This is a genomic window from Enterobacter sp. PTB (assembly GCF_051130085.1).
Classification (GTDB): domain Bacteria; phylum Pseudomonadota; class Gammaproteobacteria; order Enterobacterales; family Enterobacteriaceae; genus Enterobacter; species Enterobacter ludwigii.
Genome location: NZ_JBDKEE010000001.1, coordinates 228,376 through 255,103, shown reverse-complemented (window position 1 = coordinate 255,103; position 26,728 = coordinate 228,376). Strand labels below are relative to the sequence as shown.

25 protein-coding genes are annotated in these 26,728 nt (G+C 49.5%); 10 read left to right on the top strand and 15 right to left on the bottom strand.

Going from position 1 to position 26,728, the window contains the following annotated elements:
• Window positions 1-56: 56 nt before the first annotated feature.
• The 4 genes from amyA to fliD form a co-directional block, all read right to left on the bottom strand.
• Window positions 57-1,544 carry an alpha-amylase gene (gene amyA, locus AAIR21_RS01295; protein WP_113656023.1) on the bottom strand — a complete coding sequence of 496 codons (1,488 nt, stop codon included), beginning with the start codon at window positions 1,542-1,544 and terminating at the stop codon, window positions 57-59.
• Window positions 1,545-1,608: 64 nt separating this feature from the next.
• On the bottom strand, window positions 1,609-1,971 hold the full coding sequence (gene fliT / locus AAIR21_RS01290) for a flagella biosynthesis regulatory protein FliT (RefSeq protein WP_014170725.1): 363 nt from the start codon (window positions 1,969-1,971) through the stop codon (window positions 1,609-1,611).
• Window positions 1,972-1,976: 5 nt separating this feature from the next.
• Window positions 1,977-2,381: a flagellar export chaperone FliS gene (gene fliS, locus AAIR21_RS01285; protein ID WP_113656022.1), complete on the bottom strand. Its 405-nt coding sequence runs from the start codon at window positions 2,379-2,381 to the stop codon at window positions 1,977-1,979.
• Window positions 2,382-2,394: 13 nt separating this feature from the next.
• The gene (fliD, locus tag AAIR21_RS01280; RefSeq protein ID WP_020883342.1) at window positions 2,395-3,813 is read right to left on the bottom strand and encodes a flagellar filament capping protein FliD; all 1,419 of its coding nucleotides are present in this window, start codon (window positions 3,811-3,813) and stop codon (window positions 2,395-2,397) included.
• Between the two features lie 365 nt (window positions 3,814-4,178).
• Here fliD and AAIR21_RS01275 point away from each other — a divergent pair, with 365 nt between their 5' ends.
• The 3 genes from AAIR21_RS01275 to AAIR21_RS01265 all read left to right on the top strand — a co-directional run bounded on the left by AAIR21_RS01275 (window position 4,179) and on the right by AAIR21_RS01265 (window position 10,012).
• Window positions 4,179-5,015, top strand: a complete 837-nt coding sequence (locus AAIR21_RS01275; protein ID WP_063215596.1) for a flagellin — start codon at window positions 4,179-4,181, stop codon at window positions 5,013-5,015.
• 203 nt (window positions 5,016-5,218) lie between these two features.
• A complete protein-coding gene (locus tag AAIR21_RS01270; protein WP_063215598.1) occupies window positions 5,219-6,613 on the top strand; it encodes a hypothetical protein in 1,395 nt (464 codons plus the stop codon).
• Between the two features lie 42 nt (window positions 6,614-6,655).
• Entirely contained in the window at window positions 6,656-10,012 is a 3,357-nt protein-coding gene (locus AAIR21_RS01265) for a bifunctional class I SAM-dependent methyltransferase/glycosyltransferase (RefSeq protein WP_238159445.1), read from the top strand.
• 84 nt (window positions 10,013-10,096) lie between these two features.
• On the opposite strand, the gene AAIR21_RS01260 is transcribed toward AAIR21_RS01265, so the two are convergent.
• Entirely contained in the window at window positions 10,097-10,921 is an 825-nt protein-coding gene (locus AAIR21_RS01260) for a methyltransferase domain-containing protein (RefSeq protein WP_238159444.1), read from the bottom strand.
• A 256-nt stretch (window positions 10,922-11,177) separates the two neighbouring features.
• On the opposite strand from AAIR21_RS01260, the gene AAIR21_RS01255 reads away from it, so the two are divergent.
• Window positions 11,178-12,317, top strand: a complete 1,140-nt coding sequence (locus tag AAIR21_RS01255) for a DegT/DnrJ/EryC1/StrS family aminotransferase (RefSeq protein ID WP_063215604.1) — start codon at window positions 11,178-11,180, stop codon at window positions 12,315-12,317.
• A 35-nt stretch (window positions 12,318-12,352) separates the two neighbouring features.
• Here the strand turns inward: AAIR21_RS01255 and AAIR21_RS01250 are convergent, their stop codons facing one another.
• The 10 genes from AAIR21_RS01250 to AAIR21_RS01205 all read right to left on the bottom strand — a co-directional run bounded on the left by AAIR21_RS01250 (window position 12,353) and on the right by AAIR21_RS01205 (window position 21,420).
• Entirely contained in the window at window positions 12,353-13,483 is a 1,131-nt protein-coding gene (locus tag AAIR21_RS01250; RefSeq protein WP_063934422.1) for an FkbM family methyltransferase, read from the bottom strand.
• Window positions 13,464-14,711, bottom strand: a complete 1,248-nt coding sequence (locus AAIR21_RS01245; RefSeq protein ID WP_113656020.1) for an acyl-CoA reductase — start codon at window positions 14,709-14,711, stop codon at window positions 13,464-13,466. The genes AAIR21_RS01250 and AAIR21_RS01245 overlap by 20 nt, the downstream gene beginning before the upstream one ends.
• Window positions 14,695-15,780, bottom strand: coding sequence for an acyl-protein synthetase (locus AAIR21_RS01240; protein ID WP_063215612.1), 1,086 nt, complete (start codon window positions 15,778-15,780; stop codon window positions 14,695-14,697). The genes AAIR21_RS01245 and AAIR21_RS01240 overlap by 17 nt, the downstream gene beginning before the upstream one ends.
• Window positions 15,764-17,143 carry an AMP-binding protein gene (locus AAIR21_RS01235; protein WP_063215613.1) on the bottom strand — a complete coding sequence of 460 codons (1,380 nt, stop codon included), beginning with the start codon at window positions 17,141-17,143 and terminating at the stop codon, window positions 15,764-15,766. The genes AAIR21_RS01240 and AAIR21_RS01235 overlap by 17 nt, the downstream gene beginning before the upstream one ends.
• A 3-nt stretch (window positions 17,144-17,146) precedes the next feature.
• On the bottom strand, window positions 17,147-18,109 hold the full coding sequence (locus AAIR21_RS01230) for a transketolase family protein (protein ID WP_063934424.1): 963 nt from the start codon (window positions 18,107-18,109) through the stop codon (window positions 17,147-17,149).
• Window positions 18,102-18,929, bottom strand: a complete 828-nt coding sequence (locus AAIR21_RS01225) for a transketolase (RefSeq protein WP_113656019.1) — start codon at window positions 18,927-18,929, stop codon at window positions 18,102-18,104. The genes AAIR21_RS01230 and AAIR21_RS01225 overlap by 8 nt, the downstream gene beginning before the upstream one ends.
• The gene (locus tag AAIR21_RS01220; RefSeq protein WP_063215616.1) at window positions 18,926-19,669 is read right to left on the bottom strand and encodes an SDR family NAD(P)-dependent oxidoreductase; all 744 of its coding nucleotides are present in this window, start codon (window positions 19,667-19,669) and stop codon (window positions 18,926-18,928) included. Before AAIR21_RS01220 ends, AAIR21_RS01225 begins: the two co-directional genes overlap by 4 nt.
• 11 nt (window positions 19,670-19,680) lie before the next feature.
• The gene (locus tag AAIR21_RS01215; protein WP_181240724.1) at window positions 19,681-20,424 is read right to left on the bottom strand and encodes an SDR family NAD(P)-dependent oxidoreductase; all 744 of its coding nucleotides are present in this window, start codon (window positions 20,422-20,424) and stop codon (window positions 19,681-19,683) included.
• A gap of 3 nt (window positions 20,425-20,427) precedes the next feature.
• Entirely contained in the window at window positions 20,428-20,670 is a 243-nt protein-coding gene (locus tag AAIR21_RS01210) for a hypothetical protein (protein ID WP_063215618.1), read from the bottom strand.
• A gap of 105 nt (window positions 20,671-20,775) precedes the next feature.
• Complete coding sequence (locus AAIR21_RS01205) at window positions 20,776-21,420, bottom strand: acetyltransferase (protein WP_063215619.1); 645 nt, start codon at window positions 21,418-21,420, stop codon at window positions 20,776-20,778.
• 457 nt (window positions 21,421-21,877) lie between these two features.
• Here AAIR21_RS01205 and AAIR21_RS01200 point away from each other — a divergent pair, with 457 nt between their 5' ends.
• From AAIR21_RS01200 to tcyN, 6 genes are all read left to right on the top strand, one after another.
• Entirely contained in the window at window positions 21,878-22,597 is a 720-nt protein-coding gene (locus AAIR21_RS01200; RefSeq protein WP_014170714.1) for an RNA polymerase sigma factor FliA, read from the top strand.
• Between the two features lie 54 nt (window positions 22,598-22,651).
• A complete protein-coding gene (gene fliZ / locus AAIR21_RS01195; RefSeq protein WP_008500339.1) occupies window positions 22,652-23,203 on the top strand; it encodes a flagella biosynthesis regulatory protein FliZ in 552 nt (183 codons plus the stop codon).
• A gap of 86 nt (window positions 23,204-23,289) precedes the next feature.
• Window positions 23,290-24,090, top strand: coding sequence for a cystine ABC transporter substrate-binding protein (gene tcyJ / locus AAIR21_RS01190; protein WP_183516182.1), 801 nt, complete (start codon window positions 23,290-23,292; stop codon window positions 24,088-24,090).
• A gap of 107 nt (window positions 24,091-24,197) precedes the next feature.
• Entirely contained in the window at window positions 24,198-25,184 is a 987-nt protein-coding gene (dcyD, locus tag AAIR21_RS01185; protein WP_020883351.1) for a D-cysteine desulfhydrase, read from the top strand.
• Window positions 25,185-25,204: 20 nt separating this feature from the next.
• Window positions 25,205-25,873, top strand: coding sequence for a cystine ABC transporter permease (tcyL, locus tag AAIR21_RS01180; protein ID WP_014170710.1), 669 nt, complete (start codon window positions 25,205-25,207; stop codon window positions 25,871-25,873).
• Window positions 25,870-26,622: an L-cystine ABC transporter ATP-binding protein TcyN gene (tcyN, locus tag AAIR21_RS01175; RefSeq protein ID WP_014170709.1), complete on the top strand. Its 753-nt coding sequence runs from the start codon at window positions 25,870-25,872 to the stop codon at window positions 26,620-26,622. Before tcyL ends, tcyN begins: the two co-directional genes overlap by 4 nt.
• The last annotated feature ends 106 nt before the right edge of the window (window positions 26,623-26,728 follow it).

Here is a 26,728-nt window from a genome sequence, read left to right as displayed (position 1 = left end):
GCCGGGTGGCAGCTTCGCCTGACCCGGCATTCAATTCACGTCAGATGCTTTTACAACTACAACGCATCCTCAATCACCCACACGCTGACGCTTCCACCTTTGCAGGTAAAGGTACCTTCGCCATCCGCTGCGGTAGTGACCGTTTCTTCGCGATTGCCGAGAAAATCACGCCACGTTTTGTTGCCGTAGTTTTCACCCAGACAAATCACTTTCTCGCCGTCATCGCCATTCGACATCACCACCACACAGCCAGGATCGTCTTCGGTGCCGCTGCGGCTGAAGGCGATACAGTTTGGGTGATCGAAGAACAGCGTCTGCACGCCGTGGGCAAAACGCTGGCGGGCGAGGATCAGCTCGTGAAGCTGCTCGATGACCGGCATATCAATATGGTAGGTTTCGCCGTCACCGCCCGTATCGTCATAGCTGGCACCGAATAAATCCGGATAAAAGACGCTGGGCACTCCGTTTTCACGCAGCAGGATCAGGGCATAGGCCAGCGGTTTAAACCACGCTTCGACCGGCGCTTCCAGCGCCTGCAAAGGCTGAGTGTCATGGTTGGCAACCAGAGTTACTGCATGGAACGGATCGGCTTCGACCAGGGTGCCGGTAAAGATTTGGCTCATGTCGTATTCCCGACCCTGGCGCGATGCTTCGTGGAATTTCATCTGCAGGGGGGCATCGAACAGCATCGTCTTGCCATCGACCTGGTCAATATAGGCCTGCAGTTTATCCACTTCGTGGGACCAGTATTCCGCCACGATAAACAACGGTTGCGTTGCGACTTCCTGAACGTGCTCAATCCACTCCTTATAAAACCAGGCGGGAATGTGTTTGACGGCGTCCAGACGAAAACCGGCACAGCCAGTTTGTTCCATGACCCAGCGGGCCCAGTATTTGATCTCCTCGGTGACGGCATGGTTGCGAAAATCAATGTTTTCGCCCATCAGGTAATCAAAATTACCCATCTCATCATCAACCTGGTCGTTCCAGCCTTCACCGGTGTAGTCGTTGACGATTTTAAAAATGCCGTCTTCATCGGGGTTTTCAATATGGTCGACGCCGCTGAAGCATTTGTAATCCCAGATAAACTGCGAATATTGCCCGGCACGGGCAGGGAAGGTGTAGCGTGTCCAGGCTTCACACTCAATGATCTCATCGTCGATCTGCGTGCGATCCTGTTCGTTGACGCGCTGAACGCGGACGGGTTCTTTCTCGTCTGCGCCCATTTTGTGGTTAACCACCACGTCCAGGAGGACGGCGATCTCATTACTTTTGAGTGCGTCGATGGCCTCCAGCAGCTGAGCTTTGTCACCGTACTTGGTGGCGACGCTGCCTTTCTGGTCAAACTCACCGAGGTCGAAGAGATCGTAAGTGTCGTATCCAACCGAGTACCCGCCGGATGCGCCTTTACAGGCTGGCGGCAACCAGATCATATTGATGCCGATTTCGTTAAGATTGGGGGCTAACGCCGTGACCTCTCGCCACAATTCACCGCCCGCAGGGTAATACCAGTGAAAACATTGTAACAGGGTGGGGTTTTTCATCGTCCGTGCTCCAGAAGCCGTTTGGCAGACTTCTGGAGTATGGATCAAGAATCGCTAATGTGAATTAATGATTCATCTCTCCGGGAAATAATATGTTACCTGACAACTTCCCGTAGGTAACGTTAACGTTTTTTTGCTTGTTGGTTTGGGCAATAAGACCGCTCAACTCACTCATTCTTTCCTGCAACAAATCCTTGAGGAGGAGCTCATTCTGCAGCACCTGATTCAGTATCACCATCGCCTGATCCTGGATGTGTTTGCTGTCGGGCGGAAAAGGAGTCGTGCTGATCTCTTCAACCAGCGAAACGTATGCAACCTCCTGTTCGATGAGCTCATCCCATTTCCCGGATTGAGCAAGGCTCAGCATTGTATTGCTAAGCGCATAAAGAGCATGCCACTTTTTAAGGGATAAGCTGGAGTCGTTCATTAAAGTTAATCCTGCTTGGGAGTATAACCCGGGCCGATTTGCTTCCAGGCGTCGGAAATATTGAGCAGCAGAGCCTCGACTTCGGTAATCGCCTCGATGTCATTGCGCAGATTGGCATGTAACAAACGGCGTACCATATAGTCATAAAGCGCAGAAAGGTTGCGGGGGAGTTCTCCTCCCACCTCCATATTTAACCCAGCCTTAAGGCCATTTTCGATAATATTAATGGCCTTAGACAGGGCCTCTCCTTTTGCCGGGATGTCCCCCTGCTCAAGGAAAAGGCGCGCCCGGATAAGCGCGCTATGGATACCGTCGAACAACATGACAACCAACTGGTGCGGGCTGGCACTCAAGACAGCAGATTCAAGACCTACCTGCTGATAGGCTTGTACACCAGATTTGCTATACATATCGTTTCCTTTCTTACTTACTGCTGAACTGTTGGGTCAAATAAGTGGCCGTGCCGTTGAATTTTGTGACCAGCTTATCTAAATCGTTAAATTGCTTTTTATAGCGCGCCATCGTGGCTTCAATCGTCAATTCCATCGCGTCGTAACGTTTGCCGATGGATTTGAGCGTGGCGTTAATACCGTCCTTCGCATTCTGAATAACGCCTTCTTTGCCGACAGACGTGCTCAGCATATCGGTTAGCTTGTTATTCATCTGGGTAGCGAAACCGGTCGTTTTCCCGTCACCCACAAAATAGGCCTGTACACCAGCCGGATCGTCCGTGAGGATCTTGGTTAATTTCTTATCATCAATTTTCAGGTTGCCAACCGCGCCGTCCGCGCCTTTGACCGGGTCCTGGGTGATGCCAAGTTGGGCCATAATGGCATAGGAACCGCTCTGCACATTGGTCAATAAAGCACGCAGATCGGATTGTACTCCGCGGATAGTACTGTCACCCATCAGTACGCCGTTATTCGAAGACTGGGCGGTTGCACCCACCGCAGGTGGCTCATATTTCGTCAATGAGGCAATGGTGGACTGCAGAGAGTTATAGGCAGTTACCCATTCTGTAATGGCTTTTTTGTTATCGTCAGTAGAGCGGGTTACGGTCAGGGTTTCATCGGCCGTGCTCTGTGCTTTCAGGGTTAATGTTACCCCTGGAATGGCGTCAGTGATGGTATTGGTCTGGCGGACAATCTGGATACCGTTGACGTTAACGACGGCATTTTGTGATTTTACCTGTTCGGTAAGTGCGCCACTGCCAATGATGCCTTTCAGCGTATCGTCGCCGGTCACTGTTACCGTCATATCAGAATCGGTACCGGTGGTTTTGGAGGTCAGCATCAGACGATAGTCGCCATCATCCGCTTTCACCACACTTGCCGAGACACCGCCGTTGGCAGCGTTAATGGCTTTAGCGATCCCGTTCAGGGAGGTATCGCCATCGGCCAGGGTTACCGTCAGTGGTTTACTGTCAGCGCCTGCCTGGGTAATGGTAATGGTTCGGCTGTTGGTGCCCGTGGTGCCACCTAACTGCTTAGTATTGCTGTCGATAGTGCCTGGCGTGGTTGTCAGCACCTGGCCTTTAGCAATCTTGCTGACGTTGACTGTCACATCACCAACGTTAGCGCCGGAGGTACTGATAGCCGAAAATGCAGTATTGGTGCTGCTAATGGAGGTTGAGTTCCACGTATCTGTTTTTGCGAGCTTAGCAGCTGCGGTTTGCAGATTCGTCAGGGCGCTTTGTAATTTGCCGTAACCGGTAATCTGCGCGTCGTAGGTGGTTTTTTGCTTGGCAATAGCCGTCAATTTTGTTTCTTCTGCTGCCTGCAGCTTATCGTACAGATCTGACAGGCCGGGCATGCCCACCCCGAGATTACTGATAGTCGCCATGTAGTGTTCCTTCTTAATGGATGTTTCAGTCGTTTATCGGCCCGTTCGACGAAAAGTTTACGGCAAGCTTAAAAAATATATCGCTGAATAAGCGACCTAAATGACGCGTTTTAAATCAACAGGGTGCATGACGAAGAAATATACCGAAGAGAATAAGACGGTGATTTTTTGCGTTAATCTTTTATTTATCATGCACTCTGCAGCCGCTTTAGTGTAAAATAAACCTTTATAAAACAAATAATTAAATATTTTCTTCGATATTTTCTAAAGTCTGCTGTTCGAGCGTCGATAACCTTGTTGACGGTGAGAGACGCCGTGAGTGTTAGGCACCGACCCTAGAAACCATTTTTGAAGGAATTAAAATTATGTCAGTTATCAATACTAACCTGTTGTCCCTGACCACTCAGAACAACCTGAACAAATCTCAGTCTTCTCTGGGCACCGCTATTGAGCGTCTGTCTTCTGGTCTGCGTATCAACAGCTCTAAAGATGATGCTGCGGGTCAGGCGATTGCAAACCGTATGAACTCTCAGATTAAAGGGATGACTCAGGCTGCTCGTAACGCCAACGACGGTATCTCTCTGGTTCAGACCGCTGAAGGTAACCTGAACGAGATCAACTCCAACTTACAGCGTATCCGTGAGCTGGCTGTTCAGGCTGCGAACGATACTAACGGTACCACTGACTACACCTCAATCAGCACTGAAATTACTCAGCGTCTGGGTGAAATCGACCGTATCGCTGGCGCTGCTAACTTCAACGGCAAAAAACTGCTGGACGGTAGCCAGACTGCTTCTCTGAACATCCAGGTTGGCGCAGGTACTGGTGCAACTGATAGCATCGCTATCACCACTGGCGCACTGATCAACGCTAAAGCAACCAGCCTCGACGCTGGCCTGACCGGTACCATCACCGATAACAGCACTGCTAAAGCGTTCATCACTGCAGCTGACAACGCTATCTCTAAAATTGATACCGCTCGTTCTAACATGGGTGCGATTCAGAACCGTTTCGAATCTACCATTAACAACCTGAACAACTCTATCACTAACCTGTCTGCTGCTCAGTCTCGTATCCAGGATGCTGACTACGCAACTGAAGTATCTAACATGTCCCGCGCGCAGATCCTGCAGCAGGCTGGTACTTCCGTGCTGTCTCAGGCAAACCAGGTTCCACAGGCGATGCTGTCCCTGCTGCGTTAATAGACGCACTATCTTTAAAAAAGGTTGCTGGAAACAGCAGCCTTTTTTTTCACTATTTTTCCGTAAAATCACCGGATCGTAATCTGTAAAATAAGGCTGCATTTAGCAGCGTTTTCCCGCCATCACCCCCCGAAACACAGTGTTACTCTGCCTAAAATCTCCTTTTCCGGTCGTCTGACGACAGTTTACCGAAGAGTTATAAGATGAGTGAATTCGCACGTAGCCGGGCTATGCGTCAGTTTTATCGGAATGTGTTTACCCGATTCATTGATCTGCCAGAAGCCGATGTTATGCCCGCCAACATCACGGCCGAAATTTTCAGTTTTAAAAGCACTAATTTCACTGCGCTCGAGCCCATGATTCGTGTGGCCGAAACGGGGCTGGATGCTGAAAAGGATACGGCTTTAAAAGACATGCTATGTGCCATCGTGCTGGCAAACACCGCACTGGATGAGTCCGTCATTGGCGAAAAACAAACTCTTTCTGCCGAGATGAGTACCCAACTGACAGAATATATTGTGTCGGCGTTAAAAGCCGATGACAACATTCACTATCTTGTCGCCGCCATTCAGCTTCTGTTCCGCGTCAATGAAATCAGCTCAGCGTTATTTTTAATTAACAACAACCTTTCGCTGGTTAGCAATTCGGCACCTGTGCTGAAAATCCTGCTGTTGATCTGTTTAATGGAAAATGATTTCAACCAGGCGATGGTTGTTATCCAGGCTCTGACGGCAGACGCTGCATTAATCGGCGAAGATCCTATGGCCCTGTTGATGATTACCTGCGGCATCTACAGGCTGGGGGGCATACCCGATTCGTACATCGATTTTCGATCGCTTCACATGAGCGAGCACGCGGTGGAAAATCAATCCTACGATTACTGGATCGCAAAAAGCACAGCTGCCAAAACAACGGTGCTAGTCACGTGCGACAGCGAGGATTATTTCGAGCACGCTGTGCCGATGCTCTATTCACTCTATGAGACCAATCGCGACGTCCTTGATGTGCACGTGCATCTAATTAACGGCAATGATGATGTTAAACATAGCCTGATGACCCTTCGCGAACAGCTACCTGAGCTCAACCTCTCTGCAAGCCATGAGCAAATAACCCGTAATGAGGACATGTCGGTAGTCCGTGCTGCACGTCGCATCGTTTTCCTGCACCACGCACTGCAGGCGTTTAACACTCCCATTATTGCCATTAACCCTAATGTGCTGGTGCGTAAGCCGTGGTGTGAGCCAGAAACGGCGCTGTTGCTCCTGCAAACCGAATCCTCACCTTTCTGGGAAGAGGTTTTTGCCGGTTTTATTTACGCAAAACCCGGCGGCGTAGCGCAACGATATTTCGACCGCGTTGTGCCGTTCATCCATACCAACCTCGCCAGCGGCAATCATGCGCCTGGTCTGGAGCAAGTCGCACTCTTTTCCTGTCTGGACATGCTTTCGCCAGAAGACCGTCTGGCGATCGCGCGTGCCGAGCGTAGCGGAATACTTGATAGCCAGTCGGGTGAGGAGGCGTTCTGTTGGGTGGCAAGGAACACAGCAGGCCCATACCAGGAATATAAATCGTCGCTTATTCGCACGTATCAACGCTGAAGCATTTGCCCTGTGACCGTAAGAACAGAATCTGGAAAAAACGTGACGACACAGTACCCCTATTATCGGGTCAGCCCCGAGACCATTCATGCCGCTGCGGTGCTTAATCATCTGACCACGCCACTGCCTGCGTTTGCCCGTGTCATGGAGATTGGCTGTGGTTCAGCAACGCGTCTGATTATGCACGCATGGGCGCATCCTGAGAGTATCGCTCTGGGTATCGATATTGACGAAGAGGCGATCGTGAAGGGGCAGAAGTTTGCTGCCGAACTGGGATGTCACAATGTTGAACTGTTTGCTGCAGGATTAGGGGATTTGCTCGCCGCGGATCCGGGCGAGTTAGATTACATCATTATTCATCAGACCTTTGCTTTTCTTGGAAAAAGCGAACGGGAAGCGTTGCTGACATGGTGCCAGGCGCATTTATCTGCCAACGGCGTTATTGCCATTAAGTGGTCAGTACTGCCTGGCAGCATAGCGCGCATAACGTTGGGTGAAGCGTTACGGTTCCATCTTGATCGCGCAGAAGAGGGCAGCGACCTGCTGGCGTCAGCCCGCGCCATGCTGAGCTTTATGTTGCTCACGCTGGAAGAGGGTTCGCTGAAAAATGAAGTCCTTCTCGCTGAAGAAATGGATGATAACGCGCTAATTCTGGCCTATTTAAGCCCGAGTGACGGGGCATGCACCCTTGGGGATTTTAACGCACAGGCTGAACTAGCCGGTCTGCAGTTCCTGGGCGATTTGCTGCCACAGTCGGAACTGGGAAGCTTCTACAGTCCGAGAATCGAACAGTTACTGGGTGCCGTCAGCGACGGGGCAAGCAGAACCTTGTCACAGCAGTATCTTGATTACGCCGTTCAACGCGAAGAACGCTTTTCCTTGCTGTGCCACCTAAATCGCCTCTCGCCGCCGGTTCACCCGGATCTGAACCTCCTGAGAAACCTGCACTGGGCAGGAAGCTTTATGCCGATCGAACTGGATTCTGCAAAAGCGCCCCGCGTGTTCAGAAATAATAATGGACGGATCATGCGTACCGACAATGCCATTATTATCAGGATCATGGAGTTGTTGGGCAATGCCTGGCCTATGTCCTTAAGTTTCGAGCAGCTTGTGCTCAATTGCCGGGCTCCTGAAACGCATGAGGATTATCAGGAGACGGTGTGGGAAGCATTAAAAACGCTGTTTATGACCTGTGCTGACGGATTTTTCTGGAGTGCCAGCCCTGGGGCATACAACGCTGCGCAAAATGATGACCTGGCACCGGTAGGGTTGCTACCACCAGCGTGTCCTGCGAACGATGTAAGCATCATGAACCTGTGGGGAGAGTGGGTTTCATTGACACCTGCTGAGTGGAATTATTTGCGCTTCGAAATGGGGCATGCCGGGCAGACGAACTGGGAACTCTACTCTTCATTGAAAATTAAAGGGTTGCTAACCGGCTCGCCTGAGGCCTGGAAAAAGCAACTGCAGTGTTTTCTGCGTGCAGGCATGCTCGACGTACTAAAATCGCAACTTTCTCTGTTGTTGTTGCTTAGTGTCGATCAACAGCAGGGCGGAATGCTTATCAAGAGCAATGCCGAACCCGTATTAGCCGACCCGGACGTGGACGCTATCTACGAGCGCGCAAACAGCCTGATCCAAAAAGGCCGTTCTGAAGAAGCCCGCGAGTATGCTCGTGGGTTAATGGAAAAAAATCCAGACAATATTCACGTCCTTCGCTGCTATTCAAAAACATGCGTGCTGACTTCCGCCTGGGATGACGCGCTGGCGTCGCTTTGTAAACTGATGGGCTATTATTTCTCGAGCCTTGATATCTATTATGATCTTGCCACGGTGTTGCAGCGTAAGCGTGAATTCTACGGTTCACGGCAAATTGTCCGTACATTGCTTCGTCTGAATAATAAAAATATTGATTACTGGCTAAGTCTGGCATCGCTGCATCATGCCTATGGCGATATGACATTAGCGGAAAAATGCTGCAGGGAGATTATGCGCTTCCAGCACCCGGGGCCCAGTTCACTTGGGCTCACCGGGATTGTATTGAGTGACAACCATAAAATGGCAGAAGCGCGCTATTTTATGGAAAAGGCCGTAGAGCTTAGCAATTATAATTTCGGATACTTCAGTAACTTACTGTTTGTAATGAGCCATGATGCCACGGTATCCCCTGAAGAATTGCTGGGAAAACATCTTGATTTTGGTTATCGGGTTGATGAATGGGCGAAAGGGTGCGAGTTTAAACCCGTATTAAAAAATACTAAAGAACCAGACAGAAAGCTCAAAATAGGGTTCGTTTCAGGAGATTTACGCCAACATCCCGTAGCTAATTTTTTGCTGCCGACCTGGAACGCACTGGATCGTGAAAAATTTGATCTAGTGGCATATAGTACGCTTTTCATGAATGAAGACAGTGTTTATCGGCATTTTCGTGATACCGCGACGTTATGGCGTCAGGTTGATGCCCTTAGTGATATAGAACTGGCCAATGTCATTGCCGAAGATGAAATTGATATACTCTTCGATTTATCCGGGCATACGGCGTATAACCGTCTACCGGCATTTGCGCTGCGTCCAGCTCCAATCCAATTAACTTGGATAGGTTATCCAGGAACGACTGGCATCAGTCAAATGGATTATATTTTATTGCCGACGACCCTGATTAAGTCACAGGCTCTCAGAGATCAGCTATCTGAAAAGATCATGTTTGTCGAGACGCGTAAGCACTTTGAGCCCCATCCTCAAAGCCCGGAAATAAATGAACTACCTGCGCTACGTAATGGGTATATCACCTTTGGTAGTTTCAACCGGGCTAAAAAGCTTAATGACCATGTGCTTGGCGTATGGGCGAAAATCATGCTTGCCTATCCTGAGTCAAAACTGCTTATGGGGTTTATGACTGATGCGGATATGATTGCTGCGATGACAAAGCGCATGCAGAAACTGGGAATTGCCGAGGATAAACTGATTTTCAGAGGCTTAGTTGAACTGGAGGACTATCTCGCTTATCACCATGAAATCGATATTTTACTGGATACTTTCCCTTATACCGGTGGGACAACGACTCATCATGGTGCATGGATGGGAGTCCCGACCCTTACTCTGAGTGGGCCAACGATCCCTTGTCTACAGGGTGTGGATATTATGGGCGGGTATCAACTTGAACAGTTTATTGCCGTTGATGAACAGGAATACATCAGTAAAGCCGTTGCCTGGCGTGACAATATTGCTGAACTTGCAATCATTCGCCGGGGAATGCGTGCCAGAATCCCGAGAGAGAATGATTCAGGTAATAAAATTGCTGTCAATTTAGAAAAAGCGCTTAGGGAAGCATGGCATATGTATTGTCGTGGAGAACAACCCCACGAGCTGATTATTACAAGTCAGACATTGAACGGATGATAATGAAACTGTTGACTACATAATACGTCTGTAGTGAAAAGACAGGTGGCAAATGTATGCTACCTGCCTTTTAGAACGCCAAAACTATTTCCAGTAATCGAGAAATCCATCTTTACCGAAAAGCCAGGCCGTTTGGAGCTCTTGGTTGATGCGTTCAATTATGGGCTTCACTTCTTTGTAAGGCTGTCGCAGGAAAATCCACGATTTGCTCTTAGGACTATAGACGGAAGAGCGATATCCCCACTGTTCCATCAAAATGCTCATACTTTTATTGGTATGCACACAGGTATGTACCGGGACGTCGATATAAAACCAGTTTGGATCTTCGGGTACTTTCTCAACAACGACGGTATGAATAAACAAACTGCCAGCATCAGAGACCAAATGGTTGACGTTATCCAGATCGTTACGTGTTAACACGTGCTCAAACATGGCGGAGTTGACGACTAACGACCAGCTTTTGTCATCGGGATCATCTATGTAGGTAAAGTCCGGGTTCTGGACATATTTATCGTAGCAAAAGGTGTTGCGATTGAAATACTTCTGGATGAGATGGCTAAGCGTACCGTAGCCTGCCGCGTAATCAAGAATTCGGCTGTCGTCGATAATATTATTGCGCGCCAGTAACTCTATCATCAGCGCCTGTTCAGCATAGGGAGGCTGATTGAAGCCCAGCGTTTCACGCCCGCCATTCTCATTGTAATGGTGAAAATCAGTATTGAATTTTTCCCATTCCTCCAGGGAAAGTTCCTGATGGGTTTTTGAACTGAAAAATCCGCATTCAGGACATTGGTAATATTGCACTGGCATCAGTTTTTGCGTGAATTTTTCCGCTGAAGGTGCAAGATACTTGGCTTTTTCGAAATAGAACTTCATTTCGCTGTTACAGATGAGGCATGAGATCGTCATGATGCTCCACGTTATAGAATTTGCTGCCAGTCAGCGCAGTTGTGAATGAGATTGAAAGAACGTCTTGATAAATGTCGCATATCTTTGAGAGGTTCAGGCGCAAAACAGATGCCTTTTTCTGCCCTTGTTTCCACGATGGCAGGGGATCTGCATATAGTCAGTTCAAATAGGCTGTAAAATGTCGGTTATTTTACCGATAAGCTGGTGACGATGCTCGCTATGATGAATCACGTCTTCATTACATGCAGGTTTGCACATGGGCGATAAAATTTTCGTCACCAGTCCTTTAATGCCTCCTTTAGAGGAGTTCATGCCATATCTTCAAAAAATCTGGCAGAACCGAATTCTTACTAACGGTGGTGAATTTCATCAAGAACTGGAAGAAGCCCTGGCACGTTATCTGGGTGTCAAATACGTATGCCTTTTTGCAAATGGTACGCTGGCATTGCTGACCGCGCTTCAGGCGCTGCGCGTAACGGGGGAAGTGATTACTACGCCGTATTCATTTGTGGCGACATCGCACACGCTCTTATGGAATGGTTTAACCCCTGTATTTGTCGATATCGACCCGCACACATTTAATATCGATCCTGAACGCATTGAAGAATTAATCACGCCTCAAACCACAGCAATTATGCCAGTTCATTGCTATGGTATTCCTTGCAATGTTGATAAGATTCAGCAGATTGCTGATATTTATGGTTTAAAAGTTATCTACGATGCGGCCCATGCTTTTGGCGTTCGCCAGAGCGGGAACAGTATACTTAACCATGGCGATCTGTCGGTATTAAGCTTCCATGCGACTAAAGTGTTTAATACTTTTGAGGGCGGTGCGATAATTTGTCATGACAACCGTACCAAGCAACGTATTGATTATCTTAAAAACTTTGGTTTCGCCGGTGAAACGCGTGTTGTCGCTCCGGGTATTAATGCCAAAATGAACGAGATGGAAGCGGCATTTGGTCTGCTTCAGTTGCAATATATTGATAATGCGCTTCTTGAAAGGGCTTCTATTTCAAAGCGTTACAGTGAGGCGCTGAAGGATATTCCCGGCGTAACGTTCTTTGATGCTGCAGACCGATTTGAATGGAATCACGCCTATTATCCGGTCCTTATTGACAGCAGTTTTCCGCTGAGTCGGGATGCGCTCTACGAGGCGTTGAAAACAGAGAATGTCTACTGCCGACGTTATTTCTATCCCCTCATTAGCTCGTTTGCGATGTACAATCACCTGCCTTCTGCGGCGTCCGATAAATTGCCTGTCGCCAGTCGACTTGCCGAGCAGATACTTTGCCTGCCCATTTATCCTGACCTGCAAATCGAGGATCAAATGCGAGTCATCGATATCCTGCGACGCCACGCCACGATTCCTTCAATAAATTATCAGGTTGCATAATATAAAAAGGCTTTGGATATCAAAGCCTTTTACTATTAATGGGGGGGTAATCTGTGCGGAGGAATAGCGTAAAGCACTAATTCACATGCCAGTCTGGGATGATGAGCACGCAGATAAAAATGATAGCCAGGCTGTATCTGGTGAATAAATTGTGGAATGGTGATGAGATCGGCTGGCTTATGGTAAAGACTAATTGCCAATATCGGATAGTGTTTTTCTATCGTCGCCTGCGCACCTTTTAATGCTTCAAGTTCTGAGCCTTCAATATCCATCTTTATAAAAGTAACTTTCTCGCCAGCAACGACGTTATCAATACTGTTAAGCGCAATTTCTTCGGCGTCAGGTGAATCAGTTATGGCAGAAGAAAGGGCATGGCCGGCATTAAAACGCAGCGTGGCGTTTGTATTCCATATTCCCGCATTAATGCACACGCACTGGGGCAAATTAGCCGTATTTTGTTCCAGTAATGCGAACGTGTTTTTGTCCGGTTCAAAGGCGAAAATTTTAGCCGCAGGGGCAACATTTTGCTGCTCAAGGGCATTTACAAAAGCGGCAATGCTATCGCCATTATACGCCCCGCCATCGACTAAGATCTCTTCAGCACCGAAGCGTATCAACTCACGTGGGAAGTAATGTTCCGGGTGAAAGACACTGTGGCAGTAGATTTCGCGCGCGCTTATCCGCTGGTTCAGATAAGCAATTAACGTGGTTTTCGACGCCTCGTCGGTAAGGTTGTCATAAAATTCATTAAGCTTGTCCTGGTGTGTTTCACACCACGCAGTAGTAAAGTGCTCACCCGCATTAATGCCCACAAAGGTGGGATCATAAAAGAGGATCACGCCGGCATTACGTTCAAGCTCTACACGTAATGGCTCATCGATAAACTGCATAGCGATAATGTAGTTATATTGTGATTCCTGAGCCGTGAGGGACTCTAAACTGACAATGCGTTTGCCATTGAATTCATCCCCAGGTTTAAGCCACGCATCACTTATCGCAACATAATCAACGGACATTCCCTGACGCTGCATAAAATCCCAGGTGATTTGCGAGACATAACCTGCACCACAAAGCACGATGGGGTGACCGTTTGTCTGCATCCGTGCCAGCATATCGATGAAGTGATTGCGGGTTTCACTGAGCATATCAAGTATGGCTTTCAACATTTTCTCCAGCATTATGCGCAAGGTGAGTGAAAGAGGAGGGACGAGCAATAACACGGGTCAACATGGCGACCAAATCATAGCCGTCCCACTGCAGAGAAAAATCAAGCGTCTGGCCAAGGGAGACAATACGGTCTACCCCTCTGAGACCCGAAGCAAGCCAATTATTCAGCTCATCAGACGAGACGCCAAAGGTGGCCATTGTCTGGCAACGTGAGTGACAAATCGGATTGATTTCATCAAGCGACCGCGCCACGTACTCCATGAAAAAACCACCATTGCCGCGCCAGTCGAGCGTCTCTTTTTCGAGGGCAGAGAGTTCAACGCGCACGATGATATTTTGTGCCCCGGACACTTTTCTCACGCCAGCAAAACGAGCACTGAGCAAGTACAATTGCGTCAGTTTATTCACCGCAGAGACGGGCTCAGGCGTATAACGAGCAGCGGCAAGCGCCTCAAAATTTTGCCAGAACAGGGCTCGCCCCTGCTGTAGATTTTCACCCAGCCAGACGATAAGAGACGGAGAAGTACACGCGTTCTGATCGTTTAAGAGCGTGTCATTGTAAAATGCCCGCGCAAGTTGTTCCTTTTCAGGATGCGCCAGATAAGCATCTGCGTTAATCACCGCGATGGAGTAACGGTCGGCGAATGCAATGTCCAGAGCCCGGGGGGGAAGTGAAGATTGACGCAAATCTGCTATGGTTTTGTCGCCACCCCAGATAATGCGTGTGTCGCATATTGCCGACAGCGCATCATTGATGTGTCGTTGTCGATCATAACGCACAAGAATAATTCTTGGCCGCATCATTGGGTGGCTTTGGAGCGCACTATTAAATAACCGTACCACTATCGCCGTCTGGGGGTGAACGCGTCCGGGTAAACGGACAATATTGGCGTTACCGGTTAGTAGCCCAACAATAAGCGAATAGGCAAAATTCACGGCTACATTGCCCGGAGCGATATGAAATGCCACTCCACGTCCATAGCGGTGAGCAACTGAACAGTTTTCATACTGCATACGAGCGATAGATGAGGGACGACACCAGAAACCCAGACCGATCACATCTGGCCAGTTTTTCGCTTCGTTATCGGCTAACGTGAGGCGGGAAAAGGTGTCCAGAAACTCGATAATGTCCGGGGCAAAAAGTGGTAACGCTTTTTGCTCAGGCATACTGTGCAGGAGCGTTTCATCCCCCAGAATAAAGTCCAGACCGCTAAGATTGTGCTGCATATGTATCGCTACACCCCCGTAATTCGGCTTTCTTCAACCGTCCTAAAATACGCAAGTATTTGCCTTTTCGCCCGCAATCACAGTCATCTTCACCCAGAATGACGCCTTCATCTTCGGTTAGCAAAGCGTGTCCGGGATAGGATTCGGGTAACAGGGATATTACCTGGATAATGCCTGACTGGCCGTGGGGGAGAACGGAAAAATCGTGCGGGTCGCGGATAATGACGTCCGAGAAAATCGACGTGTGCAGATGTCCATGCTCGCATTGCATGTAAATACAGCCGGTCTGTTCGACCATGCCATAATAATCGTGTACCGCCGACAGGGCGCAAAGTTCATTCAAACTTTCAGCAAAGACCTCGGGGGTCACCGCTTCACTTTGCAGCTTTTTCCAGCCGCCGCCGTGAATTAACAGGGCATTACTGAGATCAATCTGATGAGCGCTTGTTTTTAATTCCTGATAGAAGTGCTGCCAGACCATAAAGGTGAAACCGAACAGCAGAATCCGCTTACCTTGATGCTTCTCTAAAAAGGCTTCAATTACGGGTAAATTCAGCGTCATGCTCTCGTCTAATGCCCAGGCACGATCGCTACCAAATAATGAGAAGCCTAAAATTCCGGCGCCGCGGGCAGAGAATTGCTGCCGATCTTTTAACACTTCAGGAGAGTCAATAATCAGCATAGGCAAACGCCCAGAGCCAGTAAATTGACTGACAATTTTTACCAGCGTTTTTTGCTGATGGGATGCTGTTGCCTTGTCCAGATAAATTCGGGAGAACTGCTGTCCGGTTGTGCCGGATGAGGTCATTGTTTTTACAATATCACTATCCGGTACGCTTTGTAATTTCAGTGTTTTAAACAGAGAAACTGGAAGAAAAGGCAATGAGGTTACATCGCTAAGCGTAGCGGGGTTAAAGGATTGTGCATCCAGCATACGACGATAAGGTTCGCAATGCGCATAATGGTGCGCGGTAAGCTCGCGCAGCCTGGCCAGTTGCAGCGCGTGCTTTTCTTCCCGTGCGAGCGAGTAGGGCGCCTGCGCTAATATTGCTTCAAACGGAAGGGACATAATTTTTCAGCTTAGGATAAATCGTCTTACCCGCGGCGTTTTTGGGTATCTCATCCAGTGTGATAACGCGAAACGCGGAATGATGAAGCTGGCTTTTAGCAGCTGCATAGTGTTTTACTGCGCTTTCAAAAGCGGCATCTGTAATGAAAATACAGACTAAATCATCGCGCCCATCGCATGCGCAGTTAAGATCCGGGAATGCTGTTTTCAGTAGTGTTTCCATCTCATCCATACCGAGGCGGTTGCCAAAAATTTTAAGGAAACGCTTTTTACGGCCAACAATAGAGTAAAACCCGTCGGTATCTACGCGAGCAATATCGCCGGTGTGCAGAATGCCCTGGAATGTATCTCCTAATGCCAGATCGCAACCACGCTCTGCGTAGCCAAGCGCCACATTCTCACCCTTATAGACCAACTCTCCGTCAACATCGGGGGCAGTGATAATGTCACCGTTTTCGTCAAGCAATATAAATTCGCCGCCGGGGATGGGAGTACCAATGGTGCTACTTTTGCGTTGCGCAAATTCTGGGGCAAGCCAGGCCATGCGAGATGTTGCTTCAGCTGCGCCATACATCACCACAAAACGTTTTCCGTGTTGATCGGCATAATCGGTGAACTCTTTGACCAGCGCAGGAGCCAATTTTCCGCCAGCCTGGGTTAGCGTTCGCATATCAGGAAGATCCATGCGCATAAAACGCAATTTTTTGAGCATTTCCCAAGTGTAGGGCACTCCAGCAAGCGAGGTGGCACGTTCATCACGCACAAATGTCCAGAACTCACGCTGCATGACACTTGCGCTTGTCAGAAGCAGCGTCGCGCCAGCTTTCAGATGGCTATTGACGATTGATAACCCATACACGTAATTCAGCGGCAGGCTGACCAGCCCGCGCTCTTGAGAGTCGATAGCAAGATAATTCGCAATGCTTGTAGCATTACTTTCCAGGTTGCGTTGACTTAATCGCACCAGTTTGCTACTTCCAGTGGATCCCGAGGTTGTCATCAATAGGGCAAGATCATCATGCAATTGGAATGGTGTAAGACCGGTAGCTTGCAGGCGGAAAGTACCGTGCTCTTCGCGCCATAAATACGAGGGGTGGTAGGTGTCGATGAGTGACTTAACCATTGCGTCGTTAAGCTCGCTATCAAGCAACAGTGCAACTGCATTTTGCTTAAGGCAAGCCAGATAACCAATTATGGTGTCACACTGATTTTTGCAAAAAATAAAGACCAATGTACGAGGCGGAATAGTTTCAGCCAGCTTCTGAACGCGGTCTGTGAGTTCACCCCAGCGAAGCGCCTGTCCTCGATCGTCCACTAGAGCGAGATGGTCAGGTGAAACCTTATCAGTATGCCAGAACGCCATAATTTATAATGCACCTAATATCTGGGCTGTCAGTTGTGCTGCAGTGAGCCCACTTTGCTCAAGCATCCAGGCATAGTCTCCTGCGTGTGGATAACCCTGAGGAATACCGGCAATCATCAGTTTCGGCCGACACTCTTCCCCGGCAAGAAATTCTGCAACTGCACTTCCCAGACCACCCGTCACGCTGTGCTCTTCTACCGTTACGAGCAGTTTTTTATCCAGATGCTGTTGAAGTGTCGCCACGTCCAGAGGTTTGATTGTGTGCATGTCAATCACCGTTGCCTGCACGCCCTGGTCCGCGAGATGCCCGGCTACGGTGAGCGAAGTGTGGACCATGCTGCCGGTGGCGATGATGGCAATATCCTCACCCTCAAGCAACGTATTGGCTTTGCCTGGCACCAGTTCGAAGTCCTCTTTATAGACGATTGGCGCACGCATTCCACCCGTTAACCTCAGGTAGACCGGTCCTTTATGTTCAAAGGCGGCATGGGTCATTTTCACCGTGGCCGTACAGTCCGCTGGGGAGAAAATAGTGATGTTCGAAACGGATCGCAGCATCGCCAGTTCTTCAATACCATGATGGGTTGCGCCAAACATGCCTGTTGCTAATCCTGAAGCCAGGCCGACCAGCTTAACGTTTTCCTGCATATAGCCCAGGTTTAAACGCACCTGTTCGGCTGCACGCAGGGTCAGAAAATTGGGGAACGAAGTGACAAAGGGGACAAAGCCGCTGGCCGCAAGGCCCGCAGCCACACCGACCATATTCTGCTCGGCAATTCCGGCGTTAAAAAAGCGTTCAGGCCAGGTGGTACTAAAGCGGTCAAGGCCGGAGGAATTACACAGATCGCCGGAAAGCGCCACGATATTTTCGTGTTCGCGTGCCAGTTCCAGCAGCGCCATGCCAAAGGTGCCCCGTGAGCCGAGCATTGACCATGAACGGATGGTGGCGGGTTTAAACTCAAGCATGATGTGCCCCATTAAGTTCGACTAGCGCATCGTTGAGCTGTTGTGCAGAAATGCGATTGCGATGAAACTCTTTATTATTTTCCATGAAGGACACGCCCTTACCCTTAATGGTATTGGCGATAATAACTTTGGGTTTGCCGTTGTGCGGCTGAGCAAAAGCATTAACCAGCGCCCCCAGATCGTGTCCGTCACAGACAATGGTTTCCCAGTGGCAAGCACGCCAGAGGGCTTCGAGATCCATGCGCATGACATCTTCAGTGTGTCCATCAGACTGTAAACCATTACGATCGACAATCAGCGTCAGGTTATCCACTTTATGATGTGCGGCCATGAACGCACATTCCCAAATGGCACCTTCATTGCATTCTCCATCCCCTACTAACGCATAAGTATGCCACGTGTCACCCTTAAGACGGCGTCCCAATGCCAGCCCGGTAGCAAAGGAAAGTCCCTGAGCCAGACTACCTCCAGAAAAATCGATGCCGTATTCAGGATGCTTAGTGGGATGCACTTGCAGGACAGAACCATTCAACTCGAAAGTGTTAAGTTGCTCAGGGGTCATGATGCCAAACTCACACAGAGTGGCATAAAGCCCCAACGCTGCATGACCTTTACTCAGAATAAAAACATCGCGATGTGAGCTGGTAATGTCGTTTGCCTCATACCGCATTACATTCCCGTAAAGAACGCTGAGGATATCCACCATCGAAAGGGCAGGTGAGATATGAACACCATCGCTTGGGGCGTGATGAGCCACGCGCACAATTTGCTGTCTAATACGACGAGAGGCGTTTTCTGTTTCTGAGTGCGTGTGTATCATTTCAAACCGCCATCAACTCGGATCGTTTGGCCGGTAATGTAGGAAGAGAGATCGCTTGCGAGGAACAGTGCCGCCTCTGCAATTTCTGCAGGGATACCTGCGCGTCGCAGATCGGCACTATTTTTTGCCTCTTCTATGACGTGAGCGGGCATCGTCAGCAGCATATCCGTATCCGTAATGCCGGGTGCGATACAGTTGGCGCGAATACCTTTTTCACCCAATTCCGCCGCGATGGATTTTGTCATCGCAATGAGCGCTGCTTTTGATGCGCCGTAGGCAGATTTTCCCGGGTTCCCATCTTCTCCTGCAGTCGAGGCAATATTAACAATACTGCCGCGCTGATTGCGAACCATCATTCTGACGATGTACTGGTTGAAAAGATAAACGGAAAAGAAATTCACCTCGAACTGTTCACGAAGCTGCGCTTCACTGGTCATCTGAAACAGACCATTCAACGTGATGCCGGCGTTATTGATCACCGCATCCAGCGGACGCTTGTCGGACATGATGTTTTTTATGGCCAGTTTCATTGCGCCATAATCTGTCATATCGAAACTGACAGGCCAGATCGCAACCTGATGGTGGTCGGCTATGGCAGCCATTTTCTCTATGAACACATCATCGGCTTCCCGCGCATGGGCGTAAATGTTTGCGCCATTGGCAGCAAATACCTCGACCATAGAAAGACCCATGCCACGGCGGCAGCCAGTAATTAAAACGGTTTTACCTTGCATCAACATTTCTGCTTCCCTCAACCCATTCCGCCATCGATGCGGATAACCTGCCCGGTGGTATAACTGGAGGCATCGGACGCCAACCACATCAACGTATTCGCCACTTCTTCAGGCAAACCCGGGCGTTTTAATTCGCAACGCGCCATTTGTCGTGCCATAACTTCTTCTGAGAGTGCGGCTGTCATTGCTGTACGAATAACGCCTGGCGCGATAGCGTTAACACGCACGCCCTGTGGGCCGAGTTCAGCAGAAAGTGTTTTGGTGGCTGCAATCCACGCTGCTTTTGCGCTGGCATAGGCCAGTTGACCCGAGTTTCCGTCAAGGGCAGAAATACTGGAAATATTGATAATGCTGCCCTTTTTCTGGCGAAGCATGATACGGGCAATATATTGCGTGAAAGCGATTTGCGAGAAGAAATTGATAGTAAATGTTTTTTGCAACTGTTCGAGCGTTACCATCTGAAAATTGGCATCAAAATTTGCGCCAGCAACATTGACCAAAATATCAACCTTTTTTTTAGTCTTCTGAATCGTCATTGCGGCTTGTTTTATTGCATCGTTATCCTGCAGGTCGAAATACAGTGGAATAATTTCCGCCTGATATTTCTCGCTAATTTCTATGATGAAATCAGTAAAGGCAGGTTCGGGAGCCTGGCAGCAAGCAAATACTGTCGCACCCGAACGGGCGAACGTTTCCAGCGTAGCCTTACCGATACCCTGTAAGCATCCTGTGATCACGGCCGTTTTTGCGTGAAGCATCATCACTTAGCCCTGAATTTCTACATCGTATTTTTTAAGGATCTCTTTGCCTTTTTCCCAGGATGCGAATTCAATAATGTCATCCGTGTCCATCATGATGTCAAATGCATCTTCAAGTGATGCAATCATGGTCATATGACCAACTGAATCCCAGGATGGTGTATCCTGATATTTATAGCCAGACAAAATATCTTCTGAAACTTCAAAGGTTTCAGTGAAGATGCGGTTGTAAGTTTCCAAGTTTGACATCATTTTTCTCCAGTATAGCGAGGAAATTTCTTAACACCTAAAATGTGTTAGGTGAACTGGTTATGGCCAAAAGTTCATGCTTTTGTGAGCGCCCAAAAACAGGGTCTACTTAAATACTTTATTATCTATATTCGGACGAATCGCCCGCGCTGGATTACCCATCACAATCATTGTGGGTGCGATATCGTTAAAAACGGCGGCCCCCATACTGACAACAGTGTCATCACCAATGGCTGTGGTTTCACGGATGACGGCGTTCATACCAATAAAGACGCGTTCGCCGATCCTGCATTTACCAGCAAGATTGGCATAAGAAGAGATAATTGAGTCCTGCCCTATATAGCAATCATGTCCCAAACTGGCATTAGGCTGAAGATGCACATTGCGACTAATGACGGTGTCGCAAGAGATGAATGCACCATAGCTGATTACGCATCCTTCTCCGAGGGTACAGGATGGGCTCAGGCGGGCACTGGGATGGACAAGCGTGGCCAGCCGGAATCCGCCCTCAAAGGCCCTCTGTCCCAGGGCGCGGCGCAGTGAAGGTTCGCCAACAGCAATAACGATTTCACATTCGTCGGGTATGAGAGCGTGCAGGGTGACAACGGGATAACTGTTTAATTGATCGAATTGGGGATTATCATCGATCAAACACAAAGCATCCCAGCGCGATTCCGTAGCGTTTATCTCTTGTGCGAGTTCGAGCACTTCTCTACCAAGGCCACCTGCGCCATAAATTGCCAGTTTCATCTTATCCCCAACGTTCTAAAGGCTGACTGAGTCTCGCCGCAACCTTGCTTTCTTAACTGCCAGGATGCCTGAATTAATACTTTGGGCCTAAGATAAACCATGAGCGAGACCTCTCAGGGAAGGAATAGCCGTCATTTTTTCTCGTTAATTAGCGGATTGGAAAAAGCGGGTTTTTCTTCATTAAAACGTGTGTTGGCATTAGGGTTGTAATAGATATATTAAAGCAAAACGTAACGAAAGACCTTTTTTATTGGGGGCAGAATCCCGCGTTAGCTACAAATTGCTGCCAGGAATGATATTGAAAAATAATAATTTCAACATAAAACAAAAGGTTACTATCTTACGGTGTCTTTATTACCCCAAATAACCCCCCATTTTACCCACTATTCATCCAATTGAACGCCCTGCAGAATCGGATAATCATGCCGATAACTCAACTAACGCAGGGCTGTTTATCGTGAATTCACTCTATACCGCTGAAGGTGTAATGGATAAACACTCGCTGTGGCAGCGTTATGTCCCACTGGTGCGTCACGAAGCATTGCGCCTCCAGGTGCGTTTGCCGGCGAGCGTGGAACTTGACGATCTGCTACAGGCGGGCGGTATCGGGTTATTGAATGCAGTTGACCGATACGACGCTCTGCAAGGAACGGCATTTACGACTTACGCAGTTCAGCGTATTCGTGGTGCGATGCTGGATGAGCTGCGCAGCCGCGACTGGGTGCCGCGCAGTGTTCGCCGCAACGCGCGCGAAGTGGCGCATGCGATGGGGCAGCTGGAACAGGAACTGGGACGTAACGCTACGGAAACAGAAGTGGCGGAACGTCTTGGCATTGCTGTTGAAGAGTATCGTCAGATGTTGCTCGATACCAATAATAGCCAACTCTTCTCTTATGACGAGTGGCGAGAAGAGCATGGCGATAGCATCGAGCTGGTGACGGATGAGCATCAGCAAGAAAACCCGTTACACCATTTAATGGAAGGTAATTTACGCCAGCGCGTAATGGAAGCGATTGAGGCTTTACCTGAGCGCGAACAGCTGGTGTTGACCCTCTATTATCAGGAAGAGCTTAATCTCAAAGAGATTGGCGCTGTTCTGGAAGTGGGGGAGTCTCGGGTAAGCCAGTTGCACAGCCAGGCCATTAAACGTTTACGCACAAAGCTGGGTAAGTTATAGGTGATTGATTCACCTGAAAAATGCCGCACAACGTATTGACAACCAGGAGTTATCATGACGGTGCAGCAATCTAAAAGACGGCCTTTAAGCCGCTACCTGAAAGACTTTAAACACAGCCAGACGCATTGCGCCCACTGTAACAAGTTACTCGATCGTATCACGCTGGTTCGTCGAGGCGAAATCGTTAATAAGATCGCGATTTCACGTCTCGACACGTTGATGGATGAAGCAGCATGGCTCGAAGAACAAAAAGAGTGGGTGGCGCTTTGCCGTTTCTGCGGTGATCTCCACTGCAAAGAGCAAAGCGACTTCTTCGACATTATCGGCTTCAAACAATTCCTGTTTGAACAAACGGAGATGAGCCACGGAACCGTACGCGAATATGTCGTCCGCCTGCGCCGTCTCGGACAACATCTCACCGTGAACAACATCTCCCGCGATCTGCTGAAGACCGGCTATCTGGATGAGAATCTTGAGCCGTGGTTGCCTGCGACCAGCACCAACAACTACCGCATTGCGCTGCGCAAGTATGCACAATATAAGGTACAAATGCCGGGTGCCATAAAGCAGAAAGCCCACGCTGGAACAACTTCTGATATATATTAAAAAAGAATAAGATGTAGCGCAGTCGCCTTTGACCTTGCAGGTGATTTCTCTACACTACTCAAAAATTCCACTATATCGGGGTATTTATGAAATTAGCACTTCTGGGTCGTCAGGCGCTGATGGGTGTAATGGCAGTCGCGCTGGTCGCGGGTATGAGCGTGAAAACGTTCGCCGCAGAAAATCTGCTGAATAAAGTGAAAGAGCGCGGTACGCTGCTGGTCGGTCTGGAAGGAACCTATCCTCCGTTCAGCTTCCAGGGCGATGACGGTAAACTCACCGGTTTTGAAGTGGAATTTGCACAGGAACTGGCGAAACACCTTGGCGTGAAAGCCTCCATCAAACCGACCAAATGGGACGGTATGCTGGCGTCGCTGGATTCCAAACGTATTGATGTGGTGATTAACCAGGTGACCATTTCTGACGAGCGTAAGAAGAAGTATGACTTCTCCACACCGTACACCGTGTCTGGTATCCAGGCGCTGGTGAAGAAAGGTAACGAAGGCACCATTAAAACGGCCGCTGACCTGAAAGGCAAAAAAGTCGGTGTCGGTCTGGGGACCAACTATGAAGAGTGGCTGCGCCAGAACGTTCAGGGTGTGGATATCCGCACTTACGATGATGACCCGACAAAATACCAGGATCTCCGCGTAGGTCGTATTGATGCGATTCTGGTTGACCGTCTGGCCGCGCTGGATCTGGTGAAGAAAACCAACAATACCCTGGCGGTAGCCGGTGATGCGTTCTCTCGTCAGGAATCCGGTGTAGCCGTTCGTAAAGGCAACGACGACCTGGTTAAAGCGATTGACTCCGCGATTACTGACATGCAAAAAGACGGCAGCCTGAAAGCCCTTTCTGAGAAGTGGTTCGGGGCAGACGTCACGAAATAAGTCTTTGACGTTAAAAAAAGGCGCTTTTAAAAGCGCCTTTTTTATTTCTTACGCGTCTGCGTGCATAATGAAAAATATCACATTGAGTCAGTGTTACCGGAGAACCCATGTCACTACAGAATTTAACGCGCTTTCCCCGCCTGGAGTTTATCGGCGCGCCGACTCCGCTGGAGTATCTGCCGCGATTTTCTGACTATTTAGGACGCGATATTTTTATTAAGCGCGATGACGTAACGCCGATGGCGATGGGGGGCAATAAGCTGCGTAAGCTGGAGTTTCTGGCCGCTGACGCCCTGCGTGAAGGCGCGGATACGCTCATTACCGCAGGTGCCATTCAGTCTAACCATGTCCGCCAGACCGCCGCGGTGGCTGCAAAGCTGGGTCTCCACTGTGTGGCATTGCTGGAAAACCCAATTGGAACGCACGCAGAAAACTATCTGACTAACGGCAACCGTCTGCTGCTGGATCTGTTTAACGTACAAGTCGAAATGGTCGAGGCATTAACCGACCCGACCGCACAACTTGATGAACTGGCGACGCGTCTGGAAGCGCAGGGTTTTCGTCCCTACGTTATTCCTGTCGGCGGCTCGAATGCGCTGGGCGCGCTGGGGTATGTGGAAAGTGCGCTGGAGATTGCCCAGCAATGCGAGGGAGCGGTCAGCCTCTCTTCTGTCGTTGTTGCTTCCGGCAGTGCAGGTACCCACGCAGGGCTGGCCGTAGGCCTGGAGCAATTATTACCCGATGTCGAGCTTATTGGCGTGACGGTATCGCGTAGCGTCGCGGACCAGAAGCCGAAAGTGGTCACCTTACAGCAGGCGGTGGCAGAGCAACTGGCGTTGAAGGCAACGGCTGATATCCAGCTCTGGGACGACTATTTTGCACCAGGCTACGGCACGCCTAATGAAGAGGGGATGGACGCGGTGAAATTGCTGGCGCGCCTCGAGGGTATACTGCTTGATCCTGTGTATACGGGCAAAGCGATGGCCGGTCTTATCGATGGCATTGAACAGAAGCGCTTTAAGGATGAAGGGCCGATTTTGTTTGTTCACACCGGCGGGGCACCTGCGCTGTTTGCCTACCATCCTCATGTCTAAAATCAGGTCGAAAAATAATAATGCAAGAAAGTATTCAACTGGTTATTGATTCCCTGCCGTACCTGCTTAAAGGTGCGGTATTTACGTTACAGCTCAGTATTGGCGGGATGTTCTTCGGTCTGGTACTCGGGTTTGTGCTGGCCTTAATGCGTATGTCACCCGTCTTACCAGTACGCTGGGTGGCGCGTTTTTATATCTCCGTGTTTCGCGGCACGCCGCTTATCGCGCAGCTCTTTATGATCTACTACGGTTTACCGCAGTTTGGTATTGAGCTGGATCCGATCCCGGCGGCGATGATTGGTTTGTCGCTCAATACGGCGGCATACACCTCTGAAACGCTGCGTGCGGCAATCTCGTCCATTGATAAAGGGCAGTGGGAAGCGGCGGCCAGTATCGGTATGACGCCCTGGCAAACGCTGCGCAGAGCCATTCTGCCTCAGGCGGCGCGTGTGGCGCTTCCGCCGCTCAGCAACAGCTTTATCAGCCTGGTGAAAGACACGTCGCTGGCGGCCACCATTCAGGTACCGGAACTGTTCCGTCAGGCGCAGCTTATTACCTCGCGCACCCTGGAAGTGTTCACCATGTATCTGGCGGCCTCGCTGATTTACTGGGTAATGGCGACGGTGTTATCCGCCTTGCAAAACTATTTCGAAAACCAGCTTAACCGCCAGGAGCGTGATCCAAAATGAGTGCTATCGACGTTAAAAACCTGGTGAAAAAATTCCACGGTCAAACGGTGCTCCACGGGATTGATCTGGAGGTTGAGCAGGGTGAAGTGGTCGCCATTATCGGCCCGAGTGGTTCCGGGAAAACAACGCTGCTGCGCAGCATCAACCTGCTTGAACAGCCTGAAGAAGGCACGATTCGGGTGGGGAACATTACGATTGATACCGGCAAATCCATCAGCCAGCAAAAAGGTCTGATTCGCCAGTTGCGCCAGCATGTGGGCTTTGTTTTCCAGAACTTCAATCTCTTCCCACACCGGACGGTGCTGGAGAACATCATTGAAGGCCCGGTTATTGTAAAAGGGGAAGCCAAAGAGGACGCGACGGTTCGCGCGCGCGAGTTGCTCGCAAAAGTCGGGCTGGCCGGTAAAGAAACCAGCTACCCGCGCCGCCTGTCAGGTGGTCAGCAGCAGCGTGTGGCGATTGCCCGCGCGCTGGCGATGCGCCCGGATGTGATCCTCTTTGATGAACCGACCTCTGCGCTCGACCCTGAGCTGGTGGGCGAGGTGCTGAACACCATCCGCCAGCTGGCACAGGAGAAACGCACAATGGTTATCGTTACCCACGAGATGAGCTTCGCTCGTGATGTGGCGGACCGCGCCATTTTCATGGATCAGGGAAGGATCGTGGAGCAGGGGCCGGCAAAACACTTATTTGCCAACCCACAGCAGCCGCGAACCCGTCAGTTCCTTGAAAAATTCCTTATGCAGTAGAATTTTTGCACTAATTTGCTCCAGAAAATTCATCTGGGGCAAATTATTCTCCCCCTGCGCCCGACACCGTGTTTTTTTATTCCGCTCAGACCCATTAAACCTTATC

Coding starts and splice junctions, on each gene's coding strand:
- amyA (WP_113656023.1), bottom strand. CDS start 1,544: ATGAAAAACCCCACCCTGTTACAATGTTTTCACTGGTATTACCCTGCG.
- fliT (WP_014170725.1), bottom strand. CDS start 1,971: ATGAACGACTCCAGCTTATCCCTTAAAAAGTGGCATGCTCTTTATGCG.
- fliS (WP_113656022.1), bottom strand. CDS start 2,381: ATGTATAGCAAATCTGGTGTACAAGCCTATCAGCAGGTAGGTCTTGAA.
- fliD (WP_020883342.1), bottom strand. CDS start 3,813: ATGGCGACTATCAGTAATCTCGGGGTGGGCATGCCCGGCCTGTCAGAT.
- AAIR21_RS01275 (WP_063215596.1), top strand. CDS start 4,179: ATGTCAGTTATCAATACTAACCTGTTGTCCCTGACCACTCAGAACAAC.
- AAIR21_RS01270 (WP_063215598.1), top strand. CDS start 5,219: ATGAGTGAATTCGCACGTAGCCGGGCTATGCGTCAGTTTTATCGGAAT.
- AAIR21_RS01260 (WP_238159444.1), bottom strand. CDS start 10,921: ATGACGATCTCATGCCTCATCTGTAACAGCGAAATGAAGTTCTATTTC.
- AAIR21_RS01255 (WP_063215604.1), top strand. CDS start 11,178: ATGGGCGATAAAATTTTCGTCACCAGTCCTTTAATGCCTCCTTTAGAG.
- AAIR21_RS01250 (WP_063934422.1), bottom strand. CDS start 13,483: ATGTTGAAAGCCATACTTGATATGCTCAGTGAAACCCGCAATCACTTC.
- AAIR21_RS01245 (WP_113656020.1), bottom strand. CDS start 14,711: ATGCAGCACAATCTTAGCGGTCTGGACTTTATTCTGGGGGATGAAACG.
- AAIR21_RS01240 (WP_063215612.1), bottom strand. CDS start 15,780: ATGTCCCTTCCGTTTGAAGCAATATTAGCGCAGGCGCCCTACTCGCTC.
- AAIR21_RS01235 (WP_063215613.1), bottom strand. CDS start 17,143: ATGGCGTTCTGGCATACTGATAAGGTTTCACCTGACCATCTCGCTCTA.
- AAIR21_RS01230 (WP_063934424.1), bottom strand. CDS start 18,109: ATGCTTGAGTTTAAACCCGCCACCATCCGTTCATGGTCAATGCTCGGC.
- AAIR21_RS01225 (WP_113656019.1), bottom strand. CDS start 18,929: ATGATACACACGCACTCAGAAACAGAAAACGCCTCTCGTCGTATTAGA.
- AAIR21_RS01220 (WP_063215616.1), bottom strand. CDS start 19,669: ATGTTGATGCAAGGTAAAACCGTTTTAATTACTGGCTGCCGCCGTGGC.
- AAIR21_RS01215 (WP_181240724.1), bottom strand. CDS start 20,424: ATGATGCTTCACGCAAAAACGGCCGTGATCACAGGATGCTTACAGGGT.
- AAIR21_RS01210 (WP_063215618.1), bottom strand. CDS start 20,670: ATGTCAAACTTGGAAACTTACAACCGCATCTTCACTGAAACCTTTGAA.
- AAIR21_RS01205 (WP_063215619.1), bottom strand. CDS start 21,420: ATGAAACTGGCAATTTATGGCGCAGGTGGCCTTGGTAGAGAAGTGCTC.
- fliZ (WP_008500339.1), top strand. CDS start 22,652: ATGACGGTGCAGCAATCTAAAAGACGGCCTTTAAGCCGCTACCTGAAA.
- tcyJ (WP_183516182.1), top strand. CDS start 23,290: ATGAAATTAGCACTTCTGGGTCGTCAGGCGCTGATGGGTGTAATGGCA.
- dcyD (WP_020883351.1), top strand. CDS start 24,198: ATGTCACTACAGAATTTAACGCGCTTTCCCCGCCTGGAGTTTATCGGC.
- tcyL (WP_014170710.1), top strand. CDS start 25,205: ATGCAAGAAAGTATTCAACTGGTTATTGATTCCCTGCCGTACCTGCTT.
- tcyN (WP_014170709.1), top strand. CDS start 25,870: ATGAGTGCTATCGACGTTAAAAACCTGGTGAAAAAATTCCACGGTCAA.